General features: G+C 65.1%; 14 protein-coding genes and 1 tRNA gene. 11 read left to right on the top strand and 4 right to left on the bottom strand.

The window, feature by feature from the left end:
- Positions 1-41 precede the first annotated feature (41 nt).
- Together QY049_RS06275 and QY049_RS06270 are read right to left on the bottom strand one after the other, a co-directional pair.
- Complete coding sequence (locus QY049_RS06275; protein ID WP_258762089.1) at positions 42-3,230, bottom strand: efflux RND transporter permease subunit; 3,189 nt, start codon at positions 3,228-3,230, stop codon at positions 42-44.
- A 141-nt stretch (positions 3,231-3,371) separates the two neighbouring features.
- Positions 3,372-4,607, bottom strand: coding sequence for an efflux RND transporter periplasmic adaptor subunit (locus QY049_RS06270; protein ID WP_258762088.1), 1,236 nt, complete (start codon positions 4,605-4,607; stop codon positions 3,372-3,374).
- Positions 4,608-4,805: 198 nt separating this feature from the next.
- Between QY049_RS06270 and QY049_RS06265 the strand changes: the two genes are divergently transcribed.
- Both QY049_RS06265 and rnz read left to right on the top strand, forming a co-directional pair.
- On the top strand, positions 4,806-5,414 hold the full coding sequence (locus QY049_RS06265) for a TetR/AcrR family transcriptional regulator (RefSeq protein WP_258762087.1): 609 nt from the start codon (positions 4,806-4,808) through the stop codon (positions 5,412-5,414).
- Positions 5,415-5,588: 174 nt separating this feature from the next.
- Positions 5,589-6,494, top strand: a complete 906-nt coding sequence (rnz, locus tag QY049_RS06260) for a ribonuclease Z (RefSeq protein WP_258762086.1) — start codon at positions 5,589-5,591, stop codon at positions 6,492-6,494.
- A gap of 64 nt (positions 6,495-6,558) precedes the next feature.
- Here rnz and QY049_RS06255 read toward each other — a convergent pair whose 3' ends face one another.
- The gene (locus QY049_RS06255; RefSeq protein WP_194476430.1) at positions 6,559-7,407 is read right to left on the bottom strand and encodes an IclR family transcriptional regulator; all 849 of its coding nucleotides are present in this window, start codon (positions 7,405-7,407) and stop codon (positions 6,559-6,561) included.
- Positions 7,408-7,546: 139 nt separating this feature from the next.
- Here QY049_RS06255 and QY049_RS06250 point away from each other — a divergent pair, with 139 nt between their 5' ends.
- The 8 genes from QY049_RS06250 (at position 7,547) to QY049_RS06215 (ending at position 14,978) form a co-directional block, all read left to right on the top strand.
- Positions 7,547-8,467, top strand: coding sequence for a dihydrodipicolinate synthase family protein (locus QY049_RS06250; protein WP_258766982.1), 921 nt, complete (start codon positions 7,547-7,549; stop codon positions 8,465-8,467).
- A gap of 27 nt (positions 8,468-8,494) precedes the next feature.
- Positions 8,495-9,934, top strand: a complete 1,440-nt coding sequence (locus tag QY049_RS06245) for an FAD-binding oxidoreductase (protein ID WP_194476429.1) — start codon at positions 8,495-8,497, stop codon at positions 9,932-9,934.
- Positions 9,935-9,936: 2 nt separating this feature from the next.
- Positions 9,937-11,043 (top strand): four-carbon acid sugar kinase family protein, encoded by a 1,107-nt coding sequence (locus tag QY049_RS06240; RefSeq protein ID WP_194482761.1) that lies wholly within the window; start codon positions 9,937-9,939, stop codon positions 11,041-11,043.
- The gene (gene pdxA, locus QY049_RS06235; protein ID WP_258762085.1) at positions 11,040-12,068 is read left to right on the top strand and encodes a 4-hydroxythreonine-4-phosphate dehydrogenase PdxA; all 1,029 of its coding nucleotides are present in this window, start codon (positions 11,040-11,042) and stop codon (positions 12,066-12,068) included. The genes QY049_RS06240 and pdxA overlap by 4 nt, the downstream gene beginning before the upstream one ends.
- Before the next feature lie 16 nt (positions 12,069-12,084).
- Positions 12,085-13,215 carry an iron-containing alcohol dehydrogenase gene (locus QY049_RS06230; protein WP_258762084.1) on the top strand — a complete coding sequence of 377 codons (1,131 nt, stop codon included), beginning with the start codon at positions 12,085-12,087 and terminating at the stop codon, positions 13,213-13,215.
- A gap of 57 nt (positions 13,216-13,272) precedes the next feature.
- The gene (locus QY049_RS06225; RefSeq protein ID WP_258762083.1) at positions 13,273-14,244 is read left to right on the top strand and encodes a tripartite tricarboxylate transporter substrate binding protein; all 972 of its coding nucleotides are present in this window, start codon (positions 13,273-13,275) and stop codon (positions 14,242-14,244) included.
- A gap of 144 nt (positions 14,245-14,388) precedes the next feature.
- A tRNA-Gln gene (locus QY049_RS06220) sits at positions 14,389-14,462 on the top strand.
- A gap of 156 nt (positions 14,463-14,618) precedes the next feature.
- The gene (locus QY049_RS06215) at positions 14,619-14,978 is read left to right on the top strand and encodes a DUF1428 domain-containing protein (RefSeq protein WP_258762082.1); all 360 of its coding nucleotides are present in this window, start codon (positions 14,619-14,621) and stop codon (positions 14,976-14,978) included.
- On the opposite strand, the gene QY049_RS06210 is transcribed toward QY049_RS06215, so the two are convergent.
- Positions 14,975-15,640, bottom strand: coding sequence for a TetR/AcrR family transcriptional regulator (locus QY049_RS06210; protein WP_258762081.1), 666 nt, complete (start codon positions 15,638-15,640; stop codon positions 14,975-14,977). The two genes, QY049_RS06215 and QY049_RS06210, sit on opposite strands and share 4 nt — an antisense overlap.
- A gap of 89 nt (positions 15,641-15,729) precedes the next feature.
- Here QY049_RS06210 and QY049_RS06205 point away from each other — a divergent pair, with 89 nt between their 5' ends.
- Positions 15,730-18,018, top strand: coding sequence for an arylsulfatase (locus tag QY049_RS06205; RefSeq protein ID WP_258762080.1), 2,289 nt, complete (start codon positions 15,730-15,732; stop codon positions 18,016-18,018).
- Positions 18,019-18,023 lie beyond the last annotated feature (5 nt).

Here is an 18,023-nt window from a genome sequence, read left to right as displayed (position 1 = left end):
TCGTTTGACCGCGCGCGCAGCGCGACGGGGTCTTCTTTGACCTAGTGCCCGGTGCCCTGAACCGGTGCCGCACTGATGTCGCTGCCATGATGCACCAGCGGCTTCATGCCGGTTACGGTTCGCAGCAGCACATAGAACACCGGCGTCAGGAACAGGCCGAACACGGTGACGCCGATCATGCCGGAGAACACCGCAACGCCCATCGCGCGCCGCATCTCCGAGCCGGCACCGGTCGAGAGCACCAGCGGCAGCACGCCCATGATGAACGCCATCGACGTCATCAGGATCGGCCGAAGCCGCAAGCGGCTCGCCTCAATCGCGGCCCGGATCGGCGTGCGGCCGGCGAATTCGAGCTCGCGCGCGAATTCGACGATCAGGATCGCGTTCTTGGCCGAGAGGCCCACGAGCACGATCAAGCCGATCTGGGTGAAGACGTTGTTGTCGCCCTTCGAGAGCCAGACGCCGAACATCGCAGCCAGCAGGCCCATCGGCACGATCATGATGATCGACAGCGGCAGGGTCAGGCTCTCATAGAGCGCGGCCAGCACCAGGAACACGAGCAGAATCGCCAGCGGGAAGACCCACAGGCCGGAATTGCCGGCGATGAACTCCTGATAGGTCAGGTCGGTCCATTCGAAGGCAAAGCCCGGCGGCAGCACCTCCGCGGCAATGCGCGTAGCTGCCTCCTGCGCCTGGCCGGACGAGTAGCCCGGCGCCGCCGCCGCGTTGATGTCGGAGGACAAGAAGCCGTTGTAGCGGATCGCGCGCTCCGGTCCCGCGCTCTGGCGGATCGTGAGCAGCGCCGACAGCGGCACCATGTCGCCGGAGGACGAACGCACCTTCAACTGCCTGATGTCGTCGGCGCGGGCGCGGAACGGCGCGTCGGCCTGGACATAGACGGAGTAGGTACGGCCAAACTTGTTGAAGTCGTTGACGTAGTAGGAGCCGAGATAAATCTGGAGCGTGTTGAAGACCTCGGTCACGGGCACACCGAGCTGGAGCGCCTTGGTGCGATCGATATCGGCGAACAGCTGGGGCACGTTGACCTGGAAGCTCGAGAACACGCCAGCGATCTCCGGCGCCTTCTGCATCGCTGCCATGAACGCCTTGGTGGCCTCGTTCAACGCCTCATAACCGAGACCAGCGCGGTCCTCGATCTGCAGCTTGAAACCGCCGATGGTGCCGAGGCCGTTGACCGGCGGGGGCGGGAACATGGCGATGAAGGCTTCCTGGATGCCGGCGTATTTCTTGTTGAGGTCCGCCGCGATCGCGTTCCCGCTCAGCGCCATGCCCTTGCGCTCGTCGAACGGCTTCAGCGTCGAGAACACGATGCCGGCGTTGGACGAGTTGGTGAAGCCGGAGATCGACAGGCCCGGGAAGGCGACCGAACTCTCGACACCGGGCTGGGTCAGTGCGATGTCGCTCATCTTGCGGATCACCTCCTCGGTGCGGTCGAGCGTCGCGCCATCGGGCAAGCGGGCGAATCCAACGAGATATTGCTTGTCTTGGCCCGGCACGAATCCACCAGGCACCTGATGGAACAGGAAGGCGGTGATGCCGACCAGCACCACATAAAGACCCATTACGGCGGCCTTGCCCGAAATCACCTTGGTAACGGTGCCGCTGTAGTTCTCCGAGGAATAGGTGAAGGCGTGATTGAAGCGGCGGAAGAACCAGCCGAAGGTCTTTTCGAGGATGATCGTCAGCCGGTCCTTCGGTTCATGATGGCCCTTCAGCAGCAGGGCCGACAAAGCCGGCGACAGCGTCAGCGAGTTGACGGCGGAGATTACGGTGGAGATTGCAATCGTCAGCGCGAATTGCTTGTAGAATTGCCCGGTGAGGCCGGAGATGAAGGCGAGCGGCACGAACACCGCGATCAGTACCATCGCGATCGCGATGATCGGCCCCGAGACCTCGCGCATCGCCTGATAGGTGGCATCGCGCGGCGACAGCCCGCCCTCGATGTTGCGCTCGACGTTCTCGACCACGACGATGGCGTCGTCGACGACGATGCCGATGGCGAGCACGAGGCCGAACAGGCTGAGCGCGTTGATGGAGAAGCCGAACACGTGCATCACGGCGAAGGTGCCGACGATCGACACCGGCACGGCGAGCAGCGGGATGATCGACGCGCGCCAGGTTTGCAGGAACAGGATCACCACCAGTACCACCAGCGCGACGGCCTCCAGCAGCGTGTGGATCACGGCCTCGATGGAGGAGCGCACGAACTGGGTCGGATCGTAGACGATCTGATAGGACACGCCCTCCGGCATGTTCTTCTTGATCTCGGCCATGGTGGCGCGCACGTGGTCGGAAATCTCGAGCGCGTTGGAGCCCGGCGCCTGGAAAATCGGGATCGCCACCGCCTGCTTGTTGTCGAGCAGCGAGCGCAGGCCGTATTCGGACGCGCCGAGCTCTATGCGCGCGACGTCGCGCAGCCGCACAACTTCGCCTCGCGTGCCTGTCTTGACCACGATGTCGCCGAACTGCTCTTCGTTGGCGAGGCGCCCCTCGGCATTGACCGAGAGCTGCAGGTCGATGCCCTTGACGTTCGGCGAGGAGCCGACCACGCCGGCGGCGGCCTCGACGTTCTGCGCCTGAATGGCCTTGACGATATCGCTGGCGGTCAGGCCGTGCTCGGCTGCCTTCTGCGGATCGACCCAGACCCGCATCGAATAGTCGCCCGCGCCATAGAGCTGGACATCGCCGACGCCGTCGATCCGCGCCAGGCGATCCCTGACGTTGAGCACCGCGTAGTTGCGCAAGTACGTCATGTCGTAGCGGTTGTTCGGTGACAGCAAGTGGACGACCATGGTGAGGTCGGGCGACGATTTCTTGGTGATGATGCCGAGCTGGCGCACCACCGCCGGCAGGCGCGGCTCGGCCTGCTGCACGCGGTTCTGCACCAGCTGCGTCGCCTTGTCGGGATCGGTGCCAAGGCGGAACGTCACCGTCAGCGTCATCGCGCCGTCGGTTGTCGCCTGGCTCGACATGTAGAGCATGTTCTCGACGCCGTTGATCTGCTCCTCGATCGGCGTCGCCACCGTCTCCGCGATCACCTTGGGATTGGCGCCGGGATAGGTCGCGCGCACCACGACGGAGGGCGGCACGACATCGGGATATTCCGAGATCGGCATCGCGAACAGCGAGATCAGCCCCGCGAGGAAAATCAGCACCGACAGCACGCCGGCGAAAATCGGACGATCAATGAAGAACTTCGAGAGATTCATGGCTTTGCCCCTGCAAGAGAGACAGCTCTCCCGCGAGCCGGGACGCAGACCCTGCTGCGCGCCCGGAATTGGGATGCGATGTCTTGGTCGTTTAGGTCGTCGTTGTTCCGGGCGCACTCTGCGTAGCCCGGAACGAAGTCTCTAGCGCTGCACCACGTCCTGGTTGCTGTGGTTTGAGGCCTGCTGTCCGCGTGCGCCCATCGTTGCCACCTCGGTCTTGAGGAGGGCGCCCGGGCGCACACGCTGGAGGCCGTTGACGACGATCCGGTCGCCGGACTTCAGGCCCGCGGTCACGATGCGCAGGCCGTCGACGGAGCCACCGAGCGTGATCGGCCGGTAGACCGCACGGCTGTCGTCGCCGACGGCCATCACGAACTTCTTGTCCTGGTCGGTGCCGATCGCGCGCTCGTCGATCATCACCAGCGTCTGCTGCTTCGGCTGGCCCATCCGTACGCGGGCGAACTGGCCGGGGATGAGACGCCCGTCGTCGTTGGGAAATACCGCGCGGACACGGATGGTGCCGCTCGAGCCGTTGACCTGGTTGTCGATGAGCTGGATGTGACCCTTGGCCGAGAGACCGCCTGATGTCGCCATCTCCACCGGGATCTGGTCGAGATTGCCGCGCTTGCCGGAAGCATCCGCAATCGAGTTCAGCGCGCGCAGCACTACCTCTTCATCCGCATCGAACGAGGCGTAGATCGGATTGACCGACACCAGCGAGGTCAGCACCGGGGAGGCGGTGCCGGCGGCGACGAGATTGCCGACGGTGACTTCGATCCTGCCGACGCGGCCGTCGACGGGCGCGCGCACTTCGGTGTAGTCTAGATTGAGCCTGGCGGTCTGCAGCGTAGCTTCGGCCGCCTTCACATTGGCGATGGCTTCGCGATTGGCGTTGTCGCGCTGATCGTAGTCGCGCCGCGTGACCACGGCGTTGCCGACCAACTGCGCGCCGCGCTCGAGTTCGCTCTGGGTAAAGACCTCGCGCGCTTTCGCGGCTTCAAGCTGCGCGTTCGCCTTGTCGACCTCGGCCTCGTAAGGCGCGGGGTCGATCTTGAACAGGACGTCACCCGCCTTCACCAGAGCCCCCTCGGTAAAGTTGGTCGACAGGATTGCACCGGCCACACGCGGACGAAGCTCGACGCGTTGGATGGCTTCAAGCCGGCCAGAGAAGTCGTCCCACAACACGGTCTGCTTTGGCTCGATCGTCGCAACCGTCACGGAGACGGCCTGCTCGGCCGCGGCCGCAGTCGCCTGGGCTGAACGGAAGTAGTGGCCGGTCGCGATCGAACCGGCCACGGCGAGGGCGCCAACGATCGCAACGCCGCCGAGAAGACGGCGGATACGGCGGGGCCGAGAGGTCTTTTGGGAGGGGGGCATTTGCGCGCTCCAGATATGTAGTGTTCACTACAGATGTGGAGCTGGATACCGCAGCGCAAGATACTTATGTACTGTTCGCTAAGAAAATTGTAGCCGCTTACCGCAAGAATGGGAAGGCGGAAGAGAAAAGAAAGACAGAACAAATAGATAGGATTAGGCGTTGGCTGAGGGATGACGCTGGTCCAAGGAGACAGGCAGATGGGCATGGGACGCCCCCGCGAATTCGATACTGAAATCGCGCTTGATCAGGCGATGGAAGTATTTTGGCGCCACGGCTACGAGGGCGCCACGATTGCCCAGCTCACGGAGGCCATGGGCATCAACCCGCCGAGCCTTTACGCCTGCTTCGGCAACAAGGAAGGCCTGCTGAAGGCCGCGCTCGACCGTTACACCAAATTGCGCGGTGCCTGGATGGATGAGGTGCTGGCCGCACCCACCGCCCGCGAGGTCGCCGAACGAATGCTGATGGGCATCGCCGAAAAGCAGACCGATCCCGCCAATCCGCCCGGCTGCCTGCTCGTACAGGGTGGCATCGCCTGCGGCACCGGCTCCGAGAACGTCCCCTTCGAGCTCGCATCGCGCCGCGCCCAGAACGAAGACCAGCTCCGCGATCGTTTTGTTCGCGCCAAGGCGGAAGGCGATCTCAAGCCGACGTCGGATCCCGCAGCACTCGCGCGCTATGTCTCGGCGGTGTCGGTCGGCATGGGCGTGATGGCATCTTCTGGCTCCGACCGCGAAGCGCTGCGGCAGGTCGCAAGCGTCGCGGTGCAGGCGGTCGAGGCGCAGTCGGCTGATAGGACGCAGTAGCGCCACGGGCCTCCGTTAGCGTGCCGGCAGTGACGGCGGCGGCACGAAGCCGCCGAACTCGCGTTCGATCAGCCCGGCCAATGCGATCGTTGTCCGGTCTTTCAGATACGGGCCGGGTAGCCAATAGCAGCTATAAGGGCGGATCAACCCTGCGACCTCGCACCAGAGTAGGCAATGTTCGCCCTGACATTTCTCGGCACCTCGGCCAGCGTTCCATCCGCAGAGCGCAACCATCCGGCGCTCCTCCTGGAGGCCGCGGTTGGGCGTATGCTGATCGATTGCGGCGAGGGCACGCAGCGCCAGCTGCTGCGGAGTGGCGCGGGCTTTCGGCGGCTTGATCGCATCCTGCTGACGCATGGTCATCTCGATCATGTGCTCGGCATCCCCGGCCTGTTCTCGACATTGGGACTGCGACAGACGTCCGAAATGATGACCATCCATGGCGGGCCTGGCACGCTCGACCTCGTCATCCGCATGCTGGCAGGTCTGTGGGGTGAGGGGCGGGCGCCGATTTCGGTGCAGTTCGCCCCGCTCTCGGAAGGACAGGTCATCGACGCCGGCGATTTCACCATCGACTGCTTTCCGGTTCGCCACCGCGACACCGACAGTTTTGGATTCTCTTTCCAGAAACGTGCGCGCCGCCACCTGTTGTCCGATCGCCTGGCTGCGTTTGGTGTGCCTGATGGTCCCGTGCGCGGCGAGCTGGCCGCGGGGCGGTCCATCACGATCGAAGGCGGCCGGACGATCGATCCGGAGGATGTTCTGGGGCCGCCAAGCGGCGGCAAGAAGTTGGTCGTGATCGGCGACACCGAGACGACCGAGGGACTGGCCAGCCACGTCGCGGACGCCGACCTGCTGGTGATCGAGGCGACATTCCTGGCTCGCGACGCGCCGACCGCGCGGGATTACGGCCATCTCACCGCAGCGGAAGCGGCCAGGTTCGCGGCCGAGACCAACGTCCGGCAGCTCGTGCTGACGCACCTGTCGGGCCGCTATGAGGACGACGAGATTCTGGCCGAGGCGGCAACGATCTTTCCGAACGTCCGGATCGCCGCCGACTTCGATCGTATCGTTGTTTAGGCGGCGCGTTGCTTACGATGCTCGTTCCTAGAAGCCGTAAGGGGCGCGCTGCGGCTGGAAACGCTCAGCTCGACAGGCCCGATTTGATCGCGAGCTCCTGCACCGTGCCTGTCAGCTGCATCAGCCTTGGCAGTGCCTGGTCGCGAAAGGTCGGCATGTCCATGCGCATCGCGTCCACCGTGACGCTCAATCCCGCGATCACGAAGCCCCGGGCATCGAGGATCGGTGTCGCAAGCGTGCGCAGGCCATAGGCATTCTCGCCGTCGGAAACGGCATGGCCCTTCCTCTTAACCTGGTCGAGCCGGGCGAGCAGGGCATCGAGATCGGTGAGCGTTCGCTCCGACAATTTGACGCGGGGCCGCGACTCCAGCCGCTGGATCTGATCGTCCCTTTGAAGATGCGCCAACATGGCATGTCCGAGCGCGGCGCTGTAGGCGGGGATGCGCGTGCCCGGCCGACGGTCCATCTTGTGACGGTCGAGGCCGGCGCCGACGCGCGCGAGATAGATCACGTCGCCGCCATCGAGAATGCCGAGCGAGGCCGCATCGCCGACCTCGGGCACGAGGTCGCGCAACAGGGGTTCGACGATGCTGCGCAGCGATCCGCGCGACAACACGGTGTAACCGAGGTCGAGGCAGGCGACGCCGAGACGGAACCGGCGGCTCTGCGGCACCGCCTGGAGATAGCCGAGTTCGATCAAGGTCTGGATCAGCCGGAACGCCGTGCCGCGGTCGAGATCGGCGCGTGCGGCAACTTCACTCAGCGTCAGTTCAAAGGTCTCGCTGGTGAAACTCCTGAGCACGGCGAAGGCCTTGCCGACGGAGGCGACGAAATTCTTGGGATTCTTGTCTCCCGCGTTTTTCGGGGTAGATTCCGGTGCGCGCTTTGCAGCCTTCTTTTCGACCTTGGCCATGCCTGTATGTCCTGCGATGACAGCCGCAGCCCTTGACGCGGCGGCAGCCTGCTCTTACCAACGGATCAGAATATAACAAATGTTCGCATTCCGAACAATATCGATCTGACGATCGGAGGAAGCTTTGTCGACATCCTCGCTGCACCCCCAGTCCTTGCACCCACATGGCGTGTTCTCCGCCGCGCTGACGCCGCTCGACGCTGAACTCGCACCCGATCATGCGCGCTTCATCGCGCATTGCCGCTACCTCCTGGACGAAGGCTGCGACGCCATCGCGATGCTCGGCACCACGGGGGAGGCGAACTCCTTCTCGGTCGCCGAACGCACGGCGTTGCTCGAGGCCGTAATCGCGGGCGGCATCAAGCCGAAGCAACTGCTGCCGGGCACCGGCGTTGCCGCGTTCACCGAGACCATTGCGCTGACGCGCCATGCCTTGTCGGTCGGCGTCGAGACCGTGGTGATGCTGCCGCCGTTCTACTACAAGAACGTCAGCGACGACGGCGTTTATGCGGCTTACAGCGAGATCATCCAGCGCATCGGCGATGCGCGCCTCAAGATCGTGCTCTATCACATTCCCCAGATGTCGATGCAGCCGATCTCGCACGCACTGATCGAACGGCTGCGCAAGGCCTATCCGTCGACCATCGTCGGCATCAAGGACTCCTCGGGCGATTTCGCCAACATGACCGCGATGGTCGAGCGCTTCGAGGGCTTTTCGGTGCTGACCGGCGCCGACCCGCTGCTGCTTCCGCTGCTCCGCAAGGGCGGCGCGGGCTGCATCACCGCGACCTCGAATCTCGTCGCGCGCGATCTTGCCTATGTCTTCAAGCATTTCCGCGACAGCGACGAGGACGCGGCGTTGAAGGCCGCGCAGGCGCGCATCGTGACGGCGCGCGAACTCGTTTCGCGTTTCGCGCAGATGCCGTCCCTGAAGGCGCTGGTCGCCGCGCGCACCGGCCACGCGGGTTGGGAGCGCCTGCGGCCGCCGCTGGAGATCCTGCCGGCGGCTCAACGGACAGAGCTGCTGGCGAGTGCCGCGGCATTTGCGGCGGCCGCTTAAGGCCGCGGCGGACGACGAGGCGATCCGATGTCCGACTCTTTTCAGGATGCGTTGGCCGGGCTCGCCGCGATCGTCGGCGACAAGCATGTCATCGCGTCCGGGCCGGAGCAGGACCCCTATGTGACGGATTGGCGCGGGCGCTATCACGGCCGCGCAGTTGCGGTGGTGAAGCCCGGCTCGACGGCCGAGGTCGCATCCGTGGTCAGATATTGCGCGGAAAAGCGGCTCGCGATCGTGCCGCAGGGTGGCAACACCGGCATGTGCGGAGCGGCAACGCCCGACGATGCTGCCTGCAATGTCGTGATCCGGCTGGATCGTATGCGAGCGTTGCGCGACGTCAGCCCGCTCGCCAACACGATCACGGTTGAGGCCGGCTGCATCCTCGCGGACGTGCAGGCCGCGGCCCGCGACGTCGATCGCTATTTTCCCTTGAGCCTGGGTGCCGAGGGCTCCTGCCAGATCGGCGGCAACATCTCGACCAATGCCGGCGGCACGGCCGTGCTTCGCTATGGGCCGACGCGCGATCTCGTGCTTGGCCTCGAGGTCGTGCTCCCTGATGGCCGCGTCTTCAATGGCCTGCGCGCGCTGCGCAAGGACAATACGGGTTATGCACTCAAGCAGCTCTTCATCGGCGCGGAAGGCACGCTCGGCATCATTACTGCGGCGGTGCTGAAACTGTTCGCGCAGCCCCGCAGCTCGGCGCTGGCGCTGCTCAAATTGCGGAGCGCCGGGCGGGCGCTCGAGATCATGGCGCGCCTGCGCGGTGCGGTCGGTGACCGGCTCGGCAGCCTCGAGATCATGTCGCGGTCGCAGATCGAGGTGATCGCCGCGACCGTGCCTGATGTCACGATTCCCTTTGCGCTGACGACGCCGTGGTATCTGATCGTCGAACTGACCGACACGCTGGCGGGCGTCGACCTCAATGAACCGCTTGCTGCGGTGCTTGCGGACGCCATGGAGGCTGGGCTCGCTGAAGACGCCATCCTCGCCTCCAATCTCGCGCAGGCGAAGGCGATCTGGGCCGTCAGGCACAGCGTATCCGAGGGCAACAAGCGCAGCGGCTATGTCGTCTCGCATGACAGCGTGGTGCCGCTGGAGCGACAGGCGGCTTTCGTCACCAATGTCGAAGCCCGGATCAAGTCGGCCGTGCCGCATGCGAACGTCGTGATGCACGGCCATATCGGTGACGGCAATATCCACGTGATCGCCCTGATCGATCGTGCGCGCTGCCAGGATCCGAAAGCGGCGGCCGCGCTGGTAGCGCAAATCAACGAGATCGTCGACGACGAGACCGCGGCGCAGGGCGGGGCGATCAGCGCCGAGCACGGCGTCGGCATCACCAATCGCGGCCGGCTCGCCCGCGTCGCCGATCCCCTCGACATCGAGTTGATGCGCGGCATCAAGCAGTTGCTCGATCCGCACGGTCTGATGAACCCCGGCAAGATCTTTGGCGTGGGAGCGGCATGACGATGACGTGCGTCCGCATGCTTGCCGATGATCTCACCGGTGCGCTCGACACCGCAGCGGAGTTCGTCGGGCTGTCTGGACCGTTCGACGTGATCTGGGCGGATGGGCCTGTGGCGTCAGGCTCTGGGAGCCTGGCGATCGACAGTGGCACCCGCGAGCGTTCGAAAGCCGAGAGTGTCGAGATCGTTGCCCGGCTGGCGCCGCTGCTGCCCGAGGGAGAAATCGCCTACAAAAAAGTGGACAGCCTGCTCCGCGGCGCATGGGCCGCCGAGCTCGGCGCCTGCCTGGCCACCGGCCACTGGGCGTCATGTGTCGTTGCGCCTGCTTTCGACTATCAGGGCCGTCGCACTGTCGGTGGTCAACATTTCGCGCGGACGCAGCAGGGCGATTGGCATCGGGTCGGCGACAATCTACTCGATCAATTGAAGCTGGACGGCATCGTGGCGCGACTGGCCGATGCCGATACGTTGACGCAGGGCGGCGTCCAGGTGTTCGACGCCGAGAGCGACGTCTGTCTCGATCGCGTCGTCGAGATGGGACGACGCATGCCGGGACCAGTGCTCTGGTGCGGCAGCGGCGGCCTCGCCGGCGCGCTCGCCCGCAATCATCGGGCCGATACGTCGCCTGACCTGAAACGGCCGGTGCTCGGGCTGTTCGGCTCCGACCAGCCCGCCACGGCATCCCAGCTCGCGGCCTGCGGCGAGGCAACGCTCGCGCTGGCTGAGGGCGAGGGCGGCGCGACCGTTCAGCGCAAGCTGGCCGACGATGATGTGGCCCTCGTCAATTTTAGACTTTCCGATGGCCTGTCGCGTTCCGAAGCAGCGCAGCGGATCGCGCGCGAGTTGACGACGCTGACCGCGGCGCTCGATCCACCCGGAACCCTGATCGTTGCTGGCGGCGAGACGCTCAAGGCCGTATGCCTTGCCCTCGGCGCCCATGCGCTTGAGGTGACGGGGCGCATCGTGCCGGGCCTGCCGCGCTCGACGTTGCAAGGTGGCCGTTGGGCCGGCGTCGATGTCATCTCGAAATCCGGAGCATTCGGCGCGCGCGACCTCTGGCGCGATCTGCTCCGGGACAATCATCTGCTCAATATGGAGAGTCCGACATGACCTCTCGTCATCTTGCCATCACCATGGGCGATCCCGCCGGGATCGGGCCGGAGATCATCGTCAAGGCTTGCGTCGGATTGAAGGACCGGATCGCCTCCGGCGATCTGCGATTGCTGATCATCGGCAGCGGTACTGCGCTGGACGGCGCCAGGGCGGCGCTCGGCGCCAATGTCGCGATCCCGCAAGTCACCGCCGACGATCGCAACTGGCCCAATCTCTGCTACCTGCAGGCCGACGCCGAGGGCGATCCGATCAAGCCCGGCGTGCTGAGCGCCGATGGCGGCCGCTTTGCGTACAAGGCGATCGAGCAGGGCGTGCGCCTGACGCAGGCCGGTCGCACCGCGGCGATCGTCACAGCCCCGCTCAACAAGGAAGCGCTCAACAAGGCCGGCTATCATTTCCCCGGTCATACCGAGATGCTGGCGCACCTCACCGGCGTGCGCGGCTCGGTGATGCTGCTCGCCCACGGCAACATGCGCGTCAGCCACGTCTCGACCCATGTGGCGCTGGAGGACGTGCCGAAGCGTCTGACGCCGGAGCGGCTGCGCATGGTGATCGATCTCACCAACGATGCGCTGCGCCGTCTCGGCATTGCAAAACCCAAGATCGCGATCGCCGCGCTCAATCCGCATGCGGGTGAAGGCGGTTTGTTCGGCCGGCAGGATATCGACGTCTCGGCGCCCACGATTGCCAGGGCGGTCGCCGACGGTCTCGACGTCGTCGGTCCCGTGCCCGGCGACACCATCTTCGTCAAGCTGCGCGCCGGCCAGTACGATGCGGCCGTCGCGATGTATCACGATCAGGGGCACATTCCCGTAAAACTGCTCGGCTTCCAGGTCGATCCCGCCACAGGCCGTTGGCAGGAGCTCTCCGGCGTCAACATCACGTTGGGCCTGCCGATCATCCGGACCTCCGTCGACCACGGCACCGCCTTCGACATCGCCGGCAAGGGCATCGCCAACGAGCACAGCCTGATCGAGGCCATCGACTATGCCGAGCGCCTGGCCGCCGGCGCTTCCAAGTAACGAGACCGAGCCCACGATGACCAACGCCTTCACGCCCATCGAAATCCTCCGTCCGACCATCCTCGAGTTCGGCAACGGCACGATCACGGCTGCCGCGCGCTTCGCTGAGCGGATCGGTGCCAAGCGGCCGCTTGTCATTTCCGACCCCTTCAATGCACGCCGCGTCGATGCGCTGGCGCTGCCGGGCGCAGTCAAGGTGTTCGGCGAGGTCAAGCCGGAGCCGGATCTGCCCAATCTCGGGAAGGCGGTGGCGATGGCGAAAGAGGCCAAGCCGGATCTCGTCGTCGGCTTCGGCGGCGGCAGCGCCATGGATCTCGCCAAGCTGGTCGCGGTGATGTGCACCGGGGACGTCGCCTTTGCCGACATCGTCGGACCGGAGAAGGTCGTCGGCCGCAGCGTCGCGCTGATGCAGATCCCGACCACGTCGGGCACCGGCAGCGAGGCCGGCACCCGCGCGCTCGTCACCGATCCCGTCAGCCAGAACAAGCAGGCGGTGCAGAGCCGCTTCATGCTGGCCGATATCGCCATCGTCGACCCCGATCTGACGATGACCGTGCCGAAGGAGATCACCGCTGCTACCGGCGTCGATGCGCTGGCGCACTGCGTCGAGGCCTTCACCAGCCGCAAGGCGCATCCGACGATCGACCTCTACGCGCTCGAAGGCGCGCGACTGGTCGGGCGCTATCTCGAGCGCGCGGTGACCGATGGCGGCGATCGCGAGGCTCGCGCCGGTCTTTCGCTGGCCTCGCTCTATGGCGGCTATTGCCTGGGGCCGGTGAACACCACCGCTGGCCACGCGGTGGCTTATCCGCTCGGCACGCGTCATCACATCGCCCATGGCTTGGCCTGCGCGATGATCTTTCCGCACACGCTGGCGTTCAACATGCCCGCGGTCGAGGAAAAGACGGTCGCGGTGCTCGGAGCGCTTGGTCTTCCCGAGCAGAACGATCCGAAATCTGCATTCGATGCGACCTACGCGTTCTGCAAGAACCTCGGCGTCGAGATGCGGCTGTCGGCGCTCGGCGTGCCCAGGAACGATCTCGGCGTGATGGCCGACGAGGCGCACGCCATCCGCCGCCTGCTCGACAACAATCCGCGGGACCTGAGCCGGGGTACGATCCTCGGCATGTACGAGCTCGCGTTTTAACCTCCGCCGCGCGCTTGCGGCAACCAATCAACAATACCAAAGGTAGAGGAAACTTCGATGAGATCGATGTGGCTTGGTCTTGCGTCCGCAATTCTGCTGGCGATGTCTCCCGCGCATGCGCAGGACGGCTATCCGTCCAAGCAGGTGACGGTGATCGTGCCATTTGCCGCCGGCGGCACCGCTGACATCTTTGCGCGCATGGTCTCCAACCATCTGCAGATGAAGCTCGGCAAGCCGTTCGTGGTCGAGAATGTCGGCGGTGCCGGCTCGATCCTCGGCGTGACGCGGCTGGCAAAGTCTGCCCCTGATGGCATCACGCTCGGCCTTGCCAGCACCTCGGCGCTGGCGATCAACCCGTCGCTTTACGGTGCGAAGCTCAGCTATCAGCCGGGTAGGGATCTCGCGCCGGTCGCTCAGATCAGCGTCGTGCCCAACGTGCTCGTCGTCAATCCAAACAAGATCAAGGCGCGGACCGTGCCGGAGCTGATCGCCTACCTCAAGGCGAATCCGGACAAGGTCTCGTTCGGCTCGGCGGGTGTCGGCACCTCGCAGCATCTTGCCGGCGAACTGTTTCAGCAGATGACCGGCACCAAGATGGTGCACGTGCCCTACAAGGGCTCGAGCCAGATGCTGACGGATCTCCTCAGCGGCCAGATCGATCTCGCCTTCGACAACGTGCCGTTGCTGCTGCCGCAGGTGAAGACCGGCCAGCTCGCGATGCTGGCAACCGCGACACCGAAGCGCGCCGCCTTCGACCCGGACGTGCCGGCGGTAGCCGAATTCCTGCCGGGCTTCGAGGCTGTCGCCTGGCACGGCTTCTTCGTTCCTGCTGCGACGCCGAAGCCGATCGTCGAAAGGCTCTCGGCCGAGATCCGCGCCTACATGCAGCAGCCCGAGACGGTGCAGAAGATGGCCGAACTCGGTGCTACCGCCGTCGCCGTCGATTCCGAGCCGTTCGCCGCCTACATCGCCTCCGAAACGGAGCGGTGGAAGAAGGTGATCGAGGCGGCGAATATCAAAATGGACTAGGGGGCGATCGATCCACCGCAGCGCTTGCCAGCCCGGGGACGAGCAGGTAGAAGGCTGCACGCCTGAGCCGTGATTTGCGCTGTCAGCGCTTCCGGCCACAGTCGGACAGATCAGTAAGATATTGAATTTGTTCGACTATTCCGTTGGGGAATGGTGTAACGGTAGCACAACAGACTCTGACTCTGTTTGTCTTGGTTCGAATCCAGGTTCCCCAGCCAATTCCAGGCGCTTCCTAAGGCCTGAATTGCCTCATGTCCGGCCAACCGCCGCGCGACGGCTCGCGGCGGTTTGCCTCACCAGAACATCATCACCGCCGGTCGGCTTGCGACGCGCTGGATCGTCCTTCGGGGCACACAACCCCGAGGAGATCCGTGATGTCTTATGTCGATGGATTCGTGCTGGCCGTGCCGAAGGACAAGATCGAGGCCTACAAGGCGCTGGCGCGGACGGCCTGCGCGGTTTGGATGGAGCATGGTGCGCTCGACTACGTTGAATGTATCGGCGATGACGTCCCCTATGGCACGCTCACCTCGTTTCCGCGCGCGGTGATGGCGAGCGAGGACGAGGTCGTGGTGTTTTCCTGGGTCGTCTACCGTAACAGGGAGAGTCGCGATGCCGTCAACGCAAAGGTGATGGCCGATCCCAGGCTCAAGGGCTCCGACATGCCTTTCGACGGCAAGCGCATGATCTATGGCGGCTTCGCGACGCTGCTGCGGGCGAGTGATCGGGACTAGGCGGCTTCGGCCTGAAGCAGCAGCAGCAGGCAGTCTGCAAGCCGCGTTTCCATCTCTTTCGAGCGGAGCGACAACGGTCCGGGATCGTTGAGGATCGCGTTCACCAGCGTGCCCAGCACGACCTGCAAGCCGAACGCGATGGCGCGGGTCCTTGCTGCCGCGTGTCCCTTGCCCATGGCGGGCAGCAGGAGAGGAGTGGCGCGTTCCGTGGTCGCCTTGGCCAGCGCCTTGAAGGGCGTCCATTTGTCCGGGCGGGTGTCGTCATGCTGGAGCGCGGCGCGCAGCACGCCCTCGTGGCGGCGCATCCAGGCGACGATGCCGCTGACGATGATGGGGCAGAGCTTGTCGAGATTGGTCGCGGGTGAGGGCCGCCTGATCTCGCCGAGGCGTTGCTCGCCGTCGCGTGCGGCCAGCGCCATCAGTGCGTTGAAATAGGCCTCCTTGCTCGCGAAGCGGCTGTAGAAGGCGCCGACGGTGACACCGACCTCGGTGCAGAGCGTCTCGATCGAGAGCTCGGCAAGGCTTCGCGTTCGCAGCATGTCGGCGCCGGTGCGCAGAAGCGCCAGCGTCATTTCGCGGCTGCGCTTCTGGCGTGACGGGGCGACGCCCGGCAGATCGAGAGAGCCGGGCTCGTCGGATGATAGACGTGGTCGTGCTTGCATTCGGTTTAAATTATAATCATAATTCGGATTATAATTCAAGATCGAACGCGACGCGGGTCAACCGCGATGGAACGTGCAGGGAGAAACAGATGAGCGCAGGCAGCGGCATGCCGTTCCGCGGCACCGTCGGCAAGACGGTTGCGGAGTCAAAACCCTGGTGGCCGGAGGCCGTGAGGCCGCCCGCGGGCGCGCCAAACATTCTCGTCGTGCTGTTCGACGATGTCGGCTTTTCCGACTTCGGCTGCTACGGCTCGGCGATCAGGACGCCGACCATCGACAAGCTTGCCGCGGAAGGCCTGCGCTATTCCGGCTTCCATACCACCGCGATGTGCTCGACGACGCGCGCCGCATTGCTGACCGGGCGCAACCATCATTCGGTCGGCGTCGGGTGCCTCGCCAATTTCGATTCCGGCTATCCTGGGTATCGCGGCAAGATCGCGCGCGAGGCGGGGACGCTCGCCGAGATGCTGCGCGTGCACGGCTATCGCAATTACATGGTCGGCAAATGGCACGTCACGCCGCTGACCGAGAGTGGCGCCACGGGACCGTTCGACGGCTGGCCGCTGGGACGCGGCTTCGACCGCTTCTACGGCTTCCTCGATGCCGAGACCGACCAATACGCGCCCGAGCTCGTCTCCGACAACACGCACATCGATCCTCCCGGCACCTATGCCGACGGCTATCATCTGACCGAGGATCTGATCGACCAGGCGATCCGCTTCATCGGCGATCACCAGGCCGATCGCCCTGACGTCCCGTGGCTGACCTGGGTCGCGCTGGGCGCCTGCCACGCGCCGCATCAGGCACCGGCGGATATCATCCGAAGCTACGACGCCGAATTCGTGCACGGCTGGGACGTCGAGCGCGAGCGGCGGCTGGGACGTCAGAAGGCGATGGGGCTGGTGCCGCCGGAGACGCGGATGCCGGCGCGCAATGACGGCGTGAAGGCGTGGGAGGATCATTCCATCGACGAGCGCCGGGTCTTCACGCGGCTGCAGGCGGCCTTTGCCGGCATGCTCGACCATTCCGATCGGCATCTTGCGCGTCTGGTCGCATTCCTGGAGACGGCCAGCATTCGCGACAACACCGTGATCATCGTGATGTCCGACAATGGTGCGAGCCAGGAGGGCGGCCCACTCGGCTTCGTCAACGCGATGGGGCCGTTCAACTTCAAGCCGGAACCGATCGCGGAGAAGCTCGCCCGCATCGACGATATCGGCGGGCCCGACACCCACAGCAATTTCCCGCACGGCTGGGCCATGGCGTCCAACACGCCTCTGCGCCGCTACAAGCAGAACACCCATGGCGGCGGCATCCGCGATCCCTTCGTCATCAACTGGCCGAAGCGCATTGCAGCCAAAGGCGAGCTGCGCCATCAGTTCGTGCACGCCTGCGACCTGACACCGACGCTGCTGGAGTTGATCGGGATCGATGCACCGTCGACGATCGCCGGTTGCCCGCAGATGCCGCTCGAAGGCGAAAGCTTTGCGGGCTCGATCGCCGATGCCTCGGCGCCGTCGAAGACTTCAGCACAGTATTTCGAGATGTTCGGCCATCGCGGCCTCTGGCAGGGCGGCTGGAAGGCCGTCGCCTACCATCCGCCGGGCATGCCGTTCGAGAACGACAAATGGGAGCTGTTTCATCTCGATCGCGATTTCTCCGAGACCGACGATCTTGCAGCGAAGGAGCCGGAGCGGCTCGCCCAGATGATCGCGGCGTGGTGGGGCGAGGCCGAGAAGCACAACGTGCTGCCGCTCGACGATCGTTTCGGGCCGCGCTTCGCCGAGAATGCGGCGCGCTTCCACGGTGCGCGCCACCATTTCGTCTTTCACCATGGCATGGGCCATGTGCCGACCGACGTTGCGCCGGACGTGCGCAGCCGCAGCTACACGATCGAGGCGCATGTCGAGATCGAGGAGGCGAGTGCCGACGGCGTGCTGATCTCGCATGGCGACGCAACGTCTGGCTACAGCCTCTACGTCAAGGACGGTTACCTCGTGCACGACCTCAACATCGGCGGCAGCCATCAGATCGTGCGCTCCGACCGCAAAGTGCCGCCTGGCGCCCGGCGGCTCGGCGTTCACGTCGAGCGTCTCGTGCGCAAGGAGCCGCCGGCCAAGGGCTCGCGCACCGGCGTCACCGATTACACGCTGCTGATCGACGGCGAGCCGGCCGGCTCGCTCCAGACCCAGCTCGGCTTCCACACGTTGATCTCGTGGTCGGGCCTCGACATCGGCCGCGATCGCGGCAGCCCGGTGTCGCACTACGAGTCGCCCTTCGAGTTCGAGGGGCGGCTGCTGCGTGTGACGGTCACGATGCACAACGACCAAAGGCTCGACGGCGAGGCCGTCGGCAACGCACAGATGGCGCGACAGTAGCGAAG

This window comes from Bradyrhizobium sp. WYCCWR 13022, assembly GCF_030435535.1.
GTDB lineage: Bacteria > Pseudomonadota > Alphaproteobacteria > Rhizobiales > Xanthobacteraceae > Bradyrhizobium.
This window is presented reverse-complemented; position numbering and strand designations above follow the sequence as displayed.